The sequence below is a fragment of the Bradyrhizobium sp. SZCCHNS30572 genome (genome assembly GCF_032484415.1).
Classification (GTDB): domain Bacteria; phylum Pseudomonadota; class Alphaproteobacteria; order Rhizobiales; family Xanthobacteraceae; genus Bradyrhizobium.
This window is the reverse complement of the sequence record NZ_JAUESY010000004.1, coordinates 1-14,452: the sequence shown is the minus strand read 5'-3', so window position 1 is coordinate 14,452 and position 14,452 is coordinate 1. Positions and strand designations below refer to the sequence as shown.

The window sequence follows — 14,452 nt, the reverse complement described above, 5'->3', positions numbered from 1 at the left end:
GAACGGCCACGCCGGGCGGACTAGCGTGCCCGGAACGGAGGCCTGTCCATGATCCGACGTCTGGGGATTCCCTTTGCTACCCGCCTCGGCGCTGCGGCGCTGCTCACGCTCGCCGTCGTCGCGCCGGTGCATCAGGCTGCCGCGCAGGACGTACTCGGCGGAGCGATCCTCGGCGGCGCCGGCGGAGCGATCCTGGGCGGCGCGATCGGCGGCGGCCGGGGCGCTGCGATCGGCGCCGTGATCGGGGCCGGTACCGGAGCTGCAATCGCGGCCGATGGCGAGCGCCGTCGTGGCGGCTATTATTCCTATCGCAATGGCTGCTATTTGCAGCGCGGCGACGGCTCATGGGTCCGCGCACACCCGCGCTACTGCTACTAAGCCTTATCCGCCGGTCGAATCGGCCGCTTGGCGGCGCAACGAACGCGCGGCCGGTGGCTTTGTCGCGCGCTCCAGCGCGTTGATGACGCGCGGATCCTCGCAATGCGCGACGTTGAAGCGCATCATCGTCGCGGCGGATTGCGCCGCGCTGAAGACGTCGCCGGGCGCGAGCACCACGTGTTCATCGAGCGCGGCCTGGGCCACCTCGATTGCCGTACAGCCGTCCGGCAACCTGCACCACAGATGAAAGCCGCCGCGCGGCATCAGCCATGGGGCGATACCGATGCGCTGCAGCCGTGCCGCCACGCGCGGCCGTGCTCGCCCAAGCCGTGCGCGCAGCTCCTCGACGTGCTTGCGGTAGCTGCCGCTGGTCAGCACCTGGGTCAGGGTCTCCGCGGCGAATTGTCCGGGACCGCCGAAGCCGGTCGCGATCTGCAGGTCGATCAGCGGTTCGATCCAGTCCGCGCGCGCCGCGATGTATCCGCAGCGCACCGAGGCCGACAGTGTCTTGGAGAAGCTGCCGACCAGGATCACCCGCGTCAGCCCGTCGAGTGCGGCGAGCCGCGGCGACGGCTCGGGTTCGAAATCGCCGTAGATGTCGTCCTCGACGATGATCGTGTCATGCGCCGACGCGGCGTTGAGCAGCCGGTGCGCCGTCTGCAGCGACAGCGTCGCCCCAGTCGGATTGTGCAGGCCGGAATTGGTGATGTAGAGCCGCGGGCGCTCGGCCGCGAGTATCGCCTCGAACTGCGCGATGTCGGGTCCGCCCGGCGTCATCGGCACGCTGATGATCCGCGCCTGATGCGCGCGCAGCAGCGCGAGGAAGTTGAAATAGCAGGGATCGTCGACCAGCACGGCGTCGCCGGCACGCAGCAGCATGCGGCAGATCAGGTCGATCGCCTGCGTGCCGGACGAGGTCAGCACCAACTGCTCGCTGAACGCGTCGATGCCGATGCCGGCAAGGCGGCCCTGCAGCAGCCGTCGTAGCGCCGGCGATCCTCGCGCTCCGCCATAATCGCTCAGAACAGGGCCGGCGCTGCGCGCCAGCGCGCGGACCGCGCGCCGCAGCGCGTCCTGCGGCATCCACTCGGCCGGCAGCCAGCCGCAGCCGGGCGTCAGCGTTCCCGGTCCGGCGTCGAGCGACTGCCGCGACACCCAGAACGGGTCGACCGCGCGCGGACGGCGCGGCTCGCGATCGGCGAGGGCCAGCGGCGGCAGCGCCGTGTCGGCGACATAGAAGCCGGAGCCGCGCCGGGCACGGATCACGCCCTCGGCGGCGAGCCGGTCATAGGCCTCGACCACCGTGGCCGGCGACACGCCCATCGCCGCGGCGAAGGCGCGGATCGAGGGCAGGCGCTGGCCGGCGCTGAGCGCGCGCGTCGCCAGACGCTGCCGGATCGCATCGACCACGGCGATGGTCCGCGAGCCGCCTCGGCGGGAATCGGGCGTCCCTGGTCCCAAGTGTGTTGCCCTTTGCATCAGTACAGATTGTCAAAATTGTATCGGTCTGTCGCTGCCGCAACAAGCCCGATCGGGCTATGGGATCTGCAAGGAGGAGCCGTGCATGAAGGGATCGATCGAAGGCTGGGGGAGCGGCATCATCGGCATGACGATCTTCAGCGGCTCGCTGCCGGCGACGCGGGCGGCACTGGAGGGTTTTTCGCCGCTGTTCCTGACGGGCGCACGCGCGACGCTCGCGGCCGTGCTGGGCGCGCTTTGTCTCACGCTGTTGCGGCAGCCGCTTCCCGGCCGGCGCGACCTGATGTCGCTGGCGGTCGTGTCGCTCGGTGTCGTCATCGGCTTTCCGCTGCTCACCGCCCTGGCGCTCCAGCACATCACCTCGGCCCATGCGATCGTGTTCGTCGGTCTGCTGCCGTTGTCGACCGCCTTGTTCGGCGTGCTGCGCGGCGGCGAGCGGCCGCGGCCGTTGTTCTGGCTGTTCGCAGCACTTGGCGCTGCGGCGGTCTCGGGCTTCGCCCTGTCGCGGGACGGCGTCGCGGCGCCGATCGGCGATCTCGCGATGATCGCTGCGATCGTCGTCTGCGGCCTGGGCTATGCCGAGGGCGCCATGCTCACCCGCCGGCTCGGCGGCTGGCAGGTGATCTCGTGGGCGCTGCTGTTGTCTGCACCGCTGATGCTGTCGATGGCGGTGCTGACGCTGCCCGGCGCGTCACACGACATCACGGCCGCGGCGTGGCTGGGCCTCGCCTACGTCTCCGTCTTCAGCATGTTCGTCGGCTTCGCCTTCTGGTACCGCGGGCTCGCGCGCGGCGGCACTGCGACGGTGGGCCAACTGCAACTGCTGCAGCCCTTCCTCGGCCTCGGTTTCGCGAGCCTGCTGCTGCATGAGCCGGTGTCGGCAACGATGATTGCCGCAGCCGGAATCGTCGTCCTCTGTGTGGCAATGGCGCGCCGCTGGGCATGAGCCGTCGGCGGCTATTTGCGATGATAGAGTCCAGTGAAGCTGACGCCGGCACCGCCGCAATCATTGTTGTCCTCGACCAGCAGAAGCGCGCCGATTCGCTGCAGGCGCACGCGGCACTCGTCGCCGGCATTCGGCCGCTCGAACGGTGTGCTGCCGTCGTCGACGAAGGCGATCAGGCCGCCCTTGGGCTCTGCCGTCGCGCCGAGCGATCCGTTGCGCAACTCGCGCCCGGCCGGCAACACCTGATCGCCTTCGATCCTGAGCCGGTTGCCGGTCTCTTTCCTGATCGTCAGTCCCCCTCCAGGGTGCTCCCAGCTTCCGGCCCAGTCGGACATTGCCGGCGCGGCCATTGGCGCGACGGTGGTGAGGGCTGCGCGCGGCAGCCAGCCGGTGGTCCAGATCTGGGCCTTCGCACGCGGCGCCTGGTAGCTGACGCAGACGAAATCGCCGTGGGTCCTGCCGACCAGCACGAGGTCGTCGCCGACGAGGTACGCCTTCTTCCGGCAGGCCTCGGTCGCGGCCGGACAGCCTGCGGCCTTGAAGTCATCGTCATAGGGACTCTTGACGAAATTCACGCGCGGCTGGCCACTCACTTTGGCGACGACGAGCGGCCGCGCATCGTCCCAGCCGATGCCATTGCAATTGGCGGGATCGTTGGCGTCGTAGGCAGCCGCCGCCGTGACGGTCAGGACGCCGAGGATCAGTCCGATGAAGGCCGCGCGCATCCGTCATTCCTCTCCACGCTTCGCCAGTATTAGCCGACGTGGGAAGACGGCCGGTTCAAACCGGCCCGACGTTTCGTCCATCCCGCGGCGATCTTTTGGCAGCTTCGACCGCAGCACGCTGCATGCGTCGTCTCGTCGGCGTCGCGCCTTCACATCACCCCGATGCTCTTCAGGCTGGTGTGGCCATTCCTTCCGACGATGATGTGGTCGTGGACCGTGATGCCCAGCGGCTTGGCGATCTCCACGATCGTCTTGGTCATCCGGATGTCGGCCTGCGACGGCGTCGGATCGCCGGAGGGATGGTTGTGCATGAGCGTAGCGCCGCAGCTATGTAATTGAAGAATAACGGATTTAGCAGGCCGACCATCAAGCGGGGGACGGAGAGTGGGGACGGTAGTGCACGCCAAATCGTGATCATCACGCCTGATCAGGCCCAGTCATCGGTGATCGTCCTGGCGCACGGCAGGACACCATGTTTCTCTTGTCCCAAGCATCGAGTTCGCCAACCGGATATAGGACCGCTTTCCCGATTTTGACGAAGGCGGGTCCGACGCGCATCGCTCGCCAGTTGCGAAGGGTCCCGACGCTGACCGCGCCACGGTAGCGCTCCGAGACTTCCTCTGGCGTCAGATATTTTCGATCGTCCATTGCCGCACTCCCGATCACGCGACCATGAATTCAGTAATTCACGGTCCTGAACGCTCTCGGAAGCTGGATGCATTGTCGATAGTGAAAGAGAAGGCTAACGGCCACGCAAAGGCGTATCGTCCACGTCAACCCGAGATCGAGCCGAATATTTCGACGAGATCGAGCACGTGAAAATCACGAAGGACATGCTCGAGCCGAAGGACCTCCGGAAGATCCTTCTCGTCAGCCCGGATCGAGCTCGGAACTCGGACCCGCGGCGTTTTCACAGAGTTAGGGTCAAAAGCGACCGTCACAGCGCAATCGCGTTTTGGTCCGCTTTCCCTCCAACACCGGACGCAGCCGGCGTCGGTGGCAAGGTCAGAGATGGACCAGAAGCGGAAGTATCCGCGAGAGTAGCGGATGCCCGAGGCATTTGCCGCGCTCCAGAAGTCGAGTAAAAATCCAATCAGAACTCGTAGCCCTTCTGACCGATGGCTTGCCAGTTGCACCAACTTGTGCTCGGGGGCATGTTTTTAGAGTCCTACGCCACTTGTACGGTTCTCTATCTGAGCCAACAATCGGGAGGCACGAACAAGGTCTTGCGTACCAAACCCTTCGGTGAATTCGCCAAAAATCGGAGCGAGCAATTGAACCGCGTCCATCTCGCGGTTTGTCGCCGCCCAATGAGCGGCGAGGTCGGTGGCGATCCGAAGCGCGAAAGTTAACGCGCCGATAGCGCGAGCTTCAGCCAGCGCCTCCTTTAATAGCTTTTCAGCGCGGACTGTTTCGCCATCCTCAAGAAGGATAGATGCATTGACTCGCTGAAGTTCCGAGCGGCACCAGCGCTCGCCCTGCCTTTCCTGATAGTCGATGGCGCGCGTGACGGCGTCACGCGCTTGCGCGATCCGCCCTTGCCGCAGATAAGCACGAGCGAGGAAAGCCAGATAGCTGCCGATCCGCATCAGAAAGCGGCATTCGATCAGTTCGTCAATCGCGGCCCGAATATCCTCCACCGCGCGCGGATCGCTGCGCAATTCGCGCAGGCAGGCGGAGAAATAGCGCTCGACCGAAACCCAGCGCCAGATGCGCTCGCGTTCCAGATTGCGACGCAGGCGTTCCGTGAACATATCGAGCGCGTCAAGATCGCCGATTTCAAGCGAGATAGGAAGTGCGGCGAGCCCAAGTGCGTTCGACTGCGACACCCAATGGCCACCGCGGTCCGCAGCATCAACGGCCTCACGCGCCAGTCGAGCGGCGTAGTCGGCCTGCCCCTGCATCCACACTACAAAAGGCATGTTGGTGCGGACGGTGATGAAGCGGTAGACCTCATTCGCATCCTTGCGCGAACGCCCCCGGACTAGCGAATGGGTTGACGCGAGACGATCGAGAACCGGGCGGCTTTTGCTTAATTCGCCGGCGAAGGCGTGGGCCCAGGCCAGGGCCTTGTCGGCTTCGGATGTCGCCGTCGAATCGGGGTCTCGGTCGGCCAGCGAGGTGGCCTCCTCGAGATAAGTGATGGCACGTGCGATCTCGCCGATCTGGAGCAGATAGAACGCAAAACCCGTCAGCGCGCGCTGCTGAAGGTCGACACTGTCAGCACGCCTTGCGAATGCGATTGCGTCAAGCCAGGTGACTTCGTTCTCGTTCGAACTCTTGCGGGCGTAGAAGAGGCTCCATCCGAGGGCACAGGCGAGCTTTGCCTTGGACAGATCGTCGCATGGAACGCGCTTGGCCAACGCGAGTGCGACCTCCAACCGCGCTTGCGCCTCCGACAGGATGGAGGTCTCCGACCACAGGGTGATCGCAGCAACCGCAAGCCTGATTCCGAGGATGTCATCGCCCTGCTCGCCGAACGACCATGAAAGCGCACTTCTCAAATCGGCAATGCGGCCAAGGTAGCGCTCGGTCCAATCGGTCGGCTCGCGCCATTTCCAATCCTCCTCGGATTGCTCGAACAGCGCAGCCATGCGCTCCGCATGGCGGCGCATCGCCCCGCTGCACGCCGGATCGCCCCGACGCCGCTCGGCGGCATAGCGACGCGTGCTATCGAGCAGCCGGTAGCGCAGGCTCGCGCCCCGCGCCTGCGCGCTCAACAGTGATTTGGCGACGAGACTGCCGAGTGCGGTCGCGACGTCGATCGGCGTGAGACCTGCCGCTTCCGCGACGAAGACCGCATCCTCGTGCTCGAACCCGTCACTGAACACTGACAGCAGGGCGAAGAGCCTGGCTTCCGTCTGCGACAGCAGCCGGTAGCTCCAATCGATCGTTGCCATCAGGGTTTCATGGCGCGGCGGCCCGGCGGCGGCCCCGGTCGCGCTAAAGCCAAGCCTCTGATCGAGGACGACCAACAGCTCCCGCGGGGTGAACCTGCCGATCTGGGCGGCAGCCAATTCGATGGCTAGGGGAAGCCCGTCCAGCGAATGACAGACCGCTGCGATGGCGTCGCAATCCTCGTCGACGAACTCGTAATCCGACCATTCGGCGGCGCGTCGAACGAACAACTCCACCGCCGGGAATCTGACGGCCTGATCCACCGACAGCCCAAGGCCTGAACTCGGAGCAGATAGAGAGCCAAGCCGCACGACGTGCTCAGTGGTGGTGCCGAGCGGCTCGCGACTCGTGGCAAGCAGCCGGGATGGCGATGTGTCCGTCATGAACTTGCTGGCAAAGATCGTGGCGGCTGGCAGCACATGCTCGCAATTGTCGAGGATGAGCAGCATCTGCCGCGGCCTCAGATAGTCGAGGACAGCAGCCAGCCCCATGTCCGTATTGCCTCGGATACCGAGTGCCGTCACGAGCGCCGCGCCGAACAGAGTAGGATCGGAGATTGTCGCGAGATCGATGAAGCAGACGCCGTCGCGATACCTTGACACGAACGCCTGGGCGACGGCCAGGGCTACGGTCGTCTTACCGATCCCTCCTGCGCCGGTCAGGGTCACGTGCCTGTCCTCGGCGAGCAGATCGGCGATTTCAACGATATCGGCTTCGCGGCCGACGATGCCGCGCGGCGATGGCGCATGCGAAAGCGGGAGCGGATCGGCCAGCGCAGGCTCCCCCTCGATCTCGCCGATGCCGACCCGGACATCGGCGATGAACTTGTACCCACGCCGCGCCACGGTCGCGATGTAGATGGGCTCGATCTGGGTATCTCCCAGCGAGCGCCGCAAGCTCCACATATTGACCTTAAGATTGCTGTCGTGGACGAACGTGCCCGGCCAGGCTGCCGCCATCAGCTCGTTCTTGCTGACCAGCTCGCCGCGGCGCTGCACCAGCAGCCGCAAGAGCTCGAAGGCGCGTCCGCCAATCTTGACGGGGCGCTCGTCTAGAAGAAGCAACTGACGGCCGGGGACCAGTCGAAACGGGCCGAAGCTGAATGTCAGCTTCTGTCGAGGTGCGCCCCGTTGCCGTCTGGCCGTCCGCATTTCGCATTGCCAATCGATCGAAGAGATCGCTTGGTATTATCATGCACTGCAAACTTGTTGAAGTGAGCCGTTCTGACTTTCACGACCGCTGCGCAAAACCACGCGGGTGTGGCTATTTTTTTGGCTTGCGAAGAACCGCTGTGCTCACAATCTCGACGCTTCATTGGTCGGAACCTCGGCGAACCACCCTCTCACACCCACTTCAACCGGGGAGCGGAGCTGCGGAGTTGACGAGCGCCTGCGAGCGCAGCTCGCGCCAGAAATCGACGGGGACGACTTCCTCGAGCGCGGCGCGATCCTCGGCAATGCGGCCTGGACGGCTCGCGCCGGGAATGACGGCAGCCACCACCGGGTTAGCCAGCACGAACTGGAGGCCCGCCGCCTTCATGCTGATGCCGTAGCGGTCGGCGATTGCCTTGATCCTCCCCACCTTGTCGATGATTTCCGGGGGCGCCGGCGCATATTCAAAATTCGGGCCGCCGACGAACGCGCCCGAACTGTAGGGGCCGCCGACGACAATCGCGAGCTCATGCTCCGCAACCATCGGGATCACACGCTGAAGCGCCCTCGCATGGTCGAGCAGCGTGTAGCGGCCCGCGAGAAGGAAGCCGTCGGGGCGCGGCTCTTCCAGCGCCAGCAGCAGTTCGATCGGCTCGACCCGGTTGACGCCGAGGCCCCACGCCTTGATCACGCCTTCGTCGCGTAGCCGGTCGAGCGCCTTGAACGCCCCCTTGCGTGCGCTTTCGAACACCGAAAGCCATTCGTCGCCGTAGAAGTCCTGCGCCACGTCATGCACGAAGGCGATGTCGATGTGGGAGGTCGCGAGCCGCTTCAGACTGTCTTCGATCGAGCGCAGCGTCGCGTCTTCGGAATAGTCGTTCACAATCTTGTTCGGACGCCCGTATTTGAACACATCCCCCTTCTCGCCGAGGTCGCGGGCGCCGACATCCTCGATCTCGTCCAGGATCAATCTTCCGACCTTGGTGCTGACGACATAATCGCTTCGCGGCCGGTCGGCGAGCGCGGCGCCCATGCGGATCTCGGCAAGACCCGCGCCATAGAAGGGCGCGGTGTCGAAATAGCGGATGCCGTCGTCCCAGGCCGCACTCACCGTCGCGAGCGCTTCCTGCTCCGGGATGTCGCGAAACATGTTGCCGAGCGGCGCCGCGCCGAAGCCCAATCTTCCCGGCAGAATATTCTTGAGGGCCATGTTGCGTGTCCTCGTCTGCGACAGGCAAGTCCGCCCGTGCGCGGCGCCGCCCGTCTCATTCGGTCGCGGAGGTATCCGCGCTTCTGATGAAGGCCGCGACCTCGCGCGGATGCGACAGCATCACCGCGTGGCCGCTTTTGATCTCCGTCACCTTCGCGCCCGAGCGCTTGGCCATGGTGCGCAGCCAGGTCGGCGGGATAATGTGATCCTCCATCGTGACCATGTAATAGGTCGGCTTGGTCTTCCAGGCCACGCGGTCGACCTTGGACTGCACCGCCTGCAATCCAAACGGCAATTGCGCCGCAGCCATGAAGCGCGCGGTCGCAGCGTCGACGCCGCCGGCGAAAGAGGTCGGGAATTTGTCGCGGTCGACGAAGATAAAGTTGCCTTCGACGACGAGCGGACCCTTTTGCTCGCCGGCGGGCACTGAGCCTTCCGACAGCGTGCTGACAGACTCTCCGGCGTCGGGAGCATATGCCGCGAGATAGACAAGGCTCTGAACCTTCGGATTGTCGCCGGCCTCCGTGATGACCATGCCACCATAGGAATGTCCGACGAGGATGACCGGATGCCGCGCCTTGGCGATCACGCGTTCGGTCTCCGCGACATCGTCACGAAGCGAGATCGTCGGCTGCTGGACGACGAGCACTTCATAGCCCGCATTCGAGAGAATGTCGTAGGTGTCCTTCCAGCCCGAGCCGTCGACGAAAGCGCCGTGGACAAGGACGATGGAAACGGTTTTCTCGGCGGCCACCGCGGGGACGGCCGTTGCGATCGACATTGCAACAAGCGCGGAAATAAGCGGCTTCATAGCAGGCTCCGATCCTTGATACGGCGACATTGCCGTTTGATGAGCTTCATTAGCGCAGCTGAGAAGTTGCGGTATTCCCGATTCCTGCGCGACGATGGACGCATCTTGCTCATCTTCGATGAGAGCAGCTTTCGAAGCGGCGGTGCGCGTGCTCCAACCTTTTGCTTTGCTTGCCTTTTACTTCTTTTAACCGTGCCGCCTCTGGACTTCGCTATCGGTCCTTGTGAGAAATTCAGGATCGGCGTGGCAGCGGGCCGGGGCTGCACTCATTTACCGGATGGAATGATCGCTCTCTTGCGATACGGGGCCGGGATTCGCCGCAACTTGCGGAGGTCGTGATGGCACTCGTGACTCATGGAGATCAGAAGTACCAGAACAGCGAGAAGCTCGCGGCGGCCAACGATTGGCCAGGGCTGAGCATCGAACATCGCAAGTTCGAAGCGGGGCGCCAGGCGACGCCGGTGCCTATCTGCACCGAACTGGTAATGCTACTGTCCGGCGGCGGGATGGTGTGTCGCACCGGCAACGGTGAAGTCCAGAAAAGCCTCGCGCGCCCCGGCATGAGCTACCTCGTTCCGGTCGGGACGCAGGAGAGCCATCTCGAGCTTTCGGACCGGATGGAGTGTCTTCACCTCTACCTCCCGCCGGCGCTGCTGGACCAGAGCGCGCTTGCGGACTTCAATATCGATCCGGCAAGGATCGAGATCGCCTACGCCCACGGTCTGACGGACCAGGTGCTCTTCCACATCTGCTCGCCGCTTCGGGATCTGCTTCATCGTCCGCGCCAGTCGACTGACGCGCTGTTCGTGGAGGGAATTCAAGTCGCGCTTGCAGCGCATCTCCTGGGCAACTATACGATCGACCGCTGGCGTGCGCCCGACAGGTCTCCGTCGCTCGATCCACGGCGCCTGCAGCGCGTGCTCGATTATATCGAGTCGTCTCTGGGAGACGAAATCAGACTCGAGGATCTGGCGGCTCAGGCCTGTCTCAGCCCCTATCATTTCTCCCGGCTGTTTCGCGAGGCGACGGGATTGTCACCGCACCGATACGTGACCGATCGGCGCGTCCAGGCTGCGCGGCACGAGCTCGCGCGCAACCGACTGTCGCTGGTCGAAATCGCCCTGGAGTTCGGTTTTGGCTCGCAAGCAAACTTCACGCGCGTCTTCCGCAAGGCCGCAAGCCTTACGCCGGGGCAGTATCGCGAGTTGTGCTGCGGCCAGATCGAGGTGAATGCCGATCGTTCCGATGCGGAGTACCGCAGGGATTGCTCATGATCCCGCAGGATTCGGAAATACGGTTCTGGGCCGCGCGGGTAGTGTCGTTGCGGCGCTCTTCGACTTTATGGATACCTCCAGGAAACGAATCATGACTCAACACGTCCTGTTTATCGTCAGCAACGCAGCGGTGATCGGCCCGCAAAATCGTAAGACGGGCTTCTTTTTCGCCGAGGTCGCGCATCCGTTCGATGTTCTTGACAAGGCAGGCATCGCCGTTGAGTTCGCTTCCTTGAGAGGCGGATGGACGCCCTACGATGCCTACGACGAGAAAGATCCTGCGGAAAAGGCCTTTCTTGAAAGCAAGGCTTTTCGCCGCCTCAATCGCAGCCGCAAACTTGCCGAGGTGGATGCTGCGGATTTTGATGCCATTCTCGTGCCCGGCGGGCTCGGGCCGATGGTCGACATCCAGCGTAACCCCATCGTTCAAAATGCAGTCGTGCGCGCCTGGAGCACGGGAAAATTCGTGACGGCCGTTTGTCACGGTCCGTGCGCGCTTCTCGGGGTGGACCTTGGCGATGGCAAGCCATTCGTGCAGGGCAAGAAGCTGACTTCGTTCTCGAAGAAGGAAGAGTACGACTACGCGCGCGAAGATGTTCCCTACGAACTTGAGGACGCCCTGCGGGCAGAGGGCGCCGAATATACGTCCGTGGCAAACTGGGAACCTCACGTTGTCGTCGATGGACGTCTCATCACCGGCCAGAATCCCGCCTCAGCCGGGCGCCTGGCAAAAGAGCTGCTGGCAGCACTGAGAAAATTATAAGACAGGCAGCCGAACATCGCCTGGCTGAACTGAAGCCAGCAGTCACTCTGAAAAGTTTTGGTCGATCGCGATGCCGTCGAAGATTACTGCTCTTCTGGTTGCTCACCCCGGCAAAAGCGATGAGCTGAGAGAACTTCTGGTCGGCCTTGCGCCGCATTGCAGGGCAGAGCCCGGTAATCTGCGTTGGGACGTTTGGCGCGACACTTCGAACGATCATCGTTACGTCCTTGATGAGCTCTACCGAGATATCACTGCGGTCGAAGCACATCGCGCCTCGCAACATTACCAGGCCTACTTGGCCAGGGTTCCCGAACTGGCCGAACGTACGGCAGTAATCGCGGAATCCGTAGACGTGAGATAATCGGGTTTGAGGAACGACGTACCGTATAAAGGAGTTGCCATGCGCCTTTCTTGCGCGACTCTCATCGCCTTAACCATTGTAAGCGCACATCCATCGCTCGGGAGGTCCACGGCTTCTGCATGTGGACCGGGGGCAACGCCCGCTCATCGTTGCGGGCCAATGCCCGGCGGCAGCGTAGGCGATTTAACCGTTCATTACCGCACGGCCGCCATCAGCGGCGTGAACGTGTTCTACCGCGAAGCTGGGCCAGCAGATGGGCCCGTCGTTCTCCTTCTGCACGGCTTTCCGACGTCCTCACACATGTTCCGCAATCTGATTCCGAATCTAGCCCACCGATACCGTATCATCGCGCCCGATTACCCCGGCTTCGGGCAAAGCGATGCGCCGGATCGCAACCGCTTTTCCTATAGTTTTGCGAACTATGCCGAGATGATCGACGCCTTGCTGAATCAACTCGGAGCGAAACGCTACACCATGTACGTCATGGATTACGGCGCACCGGTCGGCTATCGCCTCGCCCTCAAGCATCCGGAGCGCGTGACTTCCCTCATCATCCAGAACGGCAACGCTTACGAAGAAGGATTGCGGGAAGCTTGGGACCCGATCAAGGCGTATTGGAGGGAAGGAACGGAGGAGCGGAGGAATGCGCTTTCATCCCTCGTCTCTCTCCGCGCGACTAAATTCCTATACACCGATGGCGTCCGCGATCTGACGCGCATAAGTCCTGACAATTGGGTGCAAGACCAAGCGCTGCTGGATCGTCCCGGCAATAAGGACATTCAGCTCGACCTGCTCTACGACCACGCGACCAATATCCCGCTTTATCCGGCGTTCCAAGCGTTTTTCCGCGAAAGGAAGCCGCCCGCTCTAATCCTCTGGGGCAAGAACGACAAGGTCTTCGCTGAAGCCGGCGCACATTCCTATTTGCGCGACTTGCCAGACGCCGAGTTACACATCCTCGACACCGGTCACTTCGCACTTGAGGACCAACTCGACGTGATGGCGCCGCTGATCAGCGACTTCCTCGACCGAACGAATGAACGGCCCTGACGCAAGACTTTCGCACGAACTTAAAGGTAGCCGATCTATCACGACGCCCCACAACACGAAAGGAATTCCTGTGAACTATTTGGCATCTCTGCTGGCAATGTGCGCGCTCGCTATCACGTCGAACTCCGCGGGAGCTCAGCAACAGAAAACGACATCGGTCGTCCTTGTGCACGGCGCGTTTGTCGATGGCTCAGGCTGGCAAGCGGTATACGATCTCCTTAAAAAGGGCGGATACGAAGTGCTGGTGGTCCAGAATCCGACCATCACGCTCGAGGGTGACGTCGCCGCCACGGAAGCCGTGATCGCAGCAGCCAAATACCCTGTTGTGCTGGTTGGCCACTCGTATGGCGGCATGGTGATCACACAGGCTGGCGACAATCCGAAGGTCAAGAGCCTGGCTTACATCGCGGCCTTTGCGCCGGACGCTGGCGAATCTGCCGCATCCCTGAATGACTGGCCGGCAGAGCCTGGCGAGGCGAAGGCGCCCCTGCTGCCGCCGCAAGACGGTTACCTGCTGGTCGATCCCGTGAAGTTCCCGACTTCCTTTGCGGCGGATTCCCCTGCGGCGCTGACTGAGTTCATGGCGGCCGCGCAAGTGCCATGGGGACTGAAAGCCGTCGAAGCCAAGACCACAAAAGTGGGCTGGAAGGCAAAGCCGAGTTCCTTCCTGATCCCGTCTCAGGACCGCATGATAACCCCCAGTTCACAGAGAAAGATGGCTAAGCGAAGCGGTGCGCGAGTGGAAGAAATAAATAGCAGCCACGCAGTGATGCTGTCTCATCCGCGGGAGGTGGCCGCGTTTATCGAGTCTGCCGACCGGTAATCGACGCAAAACGGATCAACTTATTCGAGGCCTAGCGACGCTAATGAAGACGGCGGGTTGTGTGCTGATGGGTCAGCGCAGGATGCATCAACCTCGGGGCGCGCGAAGGATTATGGCCTTCGTACGCCAAGCCCGTCGTACAGCTCGTCTATCCGCAACCAACGAAGCGCGGGCGCAGGTTGTTTGTCCTCTCAGCGATGCCCAGACAGATCGCAATTCTGATCGCGCATATGCTCGGCCCAGCGCTGCAAATACATTCAGCAACTGGATTGATTAGAACAGGCTGGGGTGCGTCATTCGCTGGCAGAGTGCTTTCGCGAGTTGCGGCTATAGCGTGTGGAAGCAGCTGCTCAGTATCGTCTGGTGATAGTAACCGATTGCTGGTCTAATTCGCCAAAATTTCTCTATACCGTCCGCGTGGGCTAAGGAGCCGTTGAACAAAGTGCGGATGTCTCTGGACCAAAACCAGTCTTTCGCCGGGGATGCTGCCGCTGATCGGCTTTGGGTCGATTCCGTTGAAAAAGTCGGCAGTAGTTTCGTCGTGAACGCCATCTGTTTCGAGGACGAATTGGCGCGTTGTGGT

14 protein-coding genes are annotated in these 14,452 nt (G+C 62.9%); 7 read left to right on the top strand and 7 right to left on the bottom strand.

Annotated features, from left to right (window positions below; all coding sequences use genetic code 11):
- Positions 1 to 48: 48 nt before the first annotated feature.
- Positions 49 to 378, top strand: coding sequence for a hypothetical protein (locus tag QX048_RS11345; protein ID WP_315715302.1), 330 nt, complete (start codon positions 49 to 51; stop codon positions 376 to 378).
- A gap of 3 nt (positions 379 to 381) precedes the next feature.
- Here QX048_RS11345 and QX048_RS11340 read toward each other — a convergent pair whose 3' ends face one another.
- Complete coding sequence (locus QX048_RS11340) at positions 382 to 1,857, bottom strand: PLP-dependent aminotransferase family protein (RefSeq protein WP_315752255.1); 1,476 nt, start codon at positions 1,855 to 1,857, stop codon at positions 382 to 384.
- An 85-nt stretch (positions 1,858 to 1,942) separates the two neighbouring features.
- Between QX048_RS11340 and QX048_RS11335 the strand changes: the two genes are divergently transcribed.
- The gene (locus tag QX048_RS11335; protein ID WP_315715304.1) at positions 1,943 to 2,803 is read left to right on the top strand and encodes a DMT family transporter; all 861 of its coding nucleotides are present in this window, start codon (positions 1,943 to 1,945) and stop codon (positions 2,801 to 2,803) included.
- A gap of 11 nt (positions 2,804 to 2,814) precedes the next feature.
- Here QX048_RS11335 and QX048_RS11330 read toward each other — a convergent pair whose 3' ends face one another.
- The 6 genes from QX048_RS11330 to QX048_RS11305 all read right to left on the bottom strand — a co-directional run bounded on the left by QX048_RS11330 (position 2,815) and on the right by QX048_RS11305 (position 9,598).
- Positions 2,815 to 3,528 (bottom strand): hypothetical protein, encoded by a 714-nt coding sequence (locus QX048_RS11330; RefSeq protein ID WP_315825481.1) that lies wholly within the window; start codon positions 3,526 to 3,528, stop codon positions 2,815 to 2,817.
- Positions 3,529 to 3,677: 149 nt separating this feature from the next.
- Positions 3,678 to 3,872 carry a JAB domain-containing protein gene (locus QX048_RS11325; protein ID WP_315752322.1) on the bottom strand — a complete coding sequence of 65 codons (195 nt, stop codon included), beginning with the start codon at positions 3,870 to 3,872 and terminating at the stop codon, positions 3,678 to 3,680.
- Between the two features lie 73 nt (positions 3,873 to 3,945).
- Positions 3,946 to 4,176, bottom strand: coding sequence for a helix-turn-helix domain-containing protein (locus QX048_RS11320; RefSeq protein ID WP_083938734.1), 231 nt, complete (start codon positions 4,174 to 4,176; stop codon positions 3,946 to 3,948).
- A gap of 512 nt (positions 4,177 to 4,688) precedes the next feature.
- Complete coding sequence (locus tag QX048_RS11315) at positions 4,689 to 7,577, bottom strand: ATP-binding protein (RefSeq protein ID WP_316159290.1); 2,889 nt, start codon at positions 7,575 to 7,577, stop codon at positions 4,689 to 4,691.
- Between the two features lie 202 nt (positions 7,578 to 7,779).
- Positions 7,780 to 8,787, bottom strand: coding sequence for an aldo/keto reductase (locus QX048_RS11310; protein WP_316159289.1), 1,008 nt, complete (start codon positions 8,785 to 8,787; stop codon positions 7,780 to 7,782).
- Between the two features lie 55 nt (positions 8,788 to 8,842).
- Entirely contained in the window at positions 8,843 to 9,598 is a 756-nt protein-coding gene (locus QX048_RS11305) for an alpha/beta fold hydrolase (RefSeq protein ID WP_015669966.1), read from the bottom strand.
- 338 nt (positions 9,599 to 9,936) lie between these two features.
- On the opposite strand from QX048_RS11305, the gene QX048_RS11300 reads away from it, so the two are divergent.
- The 5 genes from QX048_RS11300 (at position 9,937) to QX048_RS11280 (ending at position 13,869) form a co-directional block, all read left to right on the top strand.
- Positions 9,937 to 10,872 (top strand): helix-turn-helix domain-containing protein, encoded by a 936-nt coding sequence (locus QX048_RS11300; RefSeq protein WP_015669965.1) that lies wholly within the window; start codon positions 9,937 to 9,939, stop codon positions 10,870 to 10,872.
- A 91-nt stretch (positions 10,873 to 10,963) separates the two neighbouring features.
- On the top strand, positions 10,964 to 11,635 hold the full coding sequence (locus QX048_RS11295) for a type 1 glutamine amidotransferase domain-containing protein (protein ID WP_015669964.1): 672 nt from the start codon (positions 10,964 to 10,966) through the stop codon (positions 11,633 to 11,635).
- Positions 11,636 to 11,705: 70 nt separating this feature from the next.
- Positions 11,706 to 11,996, top strand: coding sequence for a putative quinol monooxygenase (locus QX048_RS11290; protein ID WP_315706373.1), 291 nt, complete (start codon positions 11,706 to 11,708; stop codon positions 11,994 to 11,996).
- A 159-nt stretch (positions 11,997 to 12,155) separates the two neighbouring features.
- Positions 12,156 to 13,046: an alpha/beta hydrolase gene (locus QX048_RS11285; protein WP_316159288.1), complete on the top strand. Its 891-nt coding sequence runs from the start codon at positions 12,156 to 12,158 to the stop codon at positions 13,044 to 13,046.
- Positions 13,047 to 13,143: 97 nt separating this feature from the next.
- Positions 13,144 to 13,869 (top strand): alpha/beta hydrolase, encoded by a 726-nt coding sequence (locus QX048_RS11280; protein WP_042340409.1) that lies wholly within the window; start codon positions 13,144 to 13,146, stop codon positions 13,867 to 13,869.
- Positions 13,870 to 14,452: the final 583 nt, after the last annotated feature.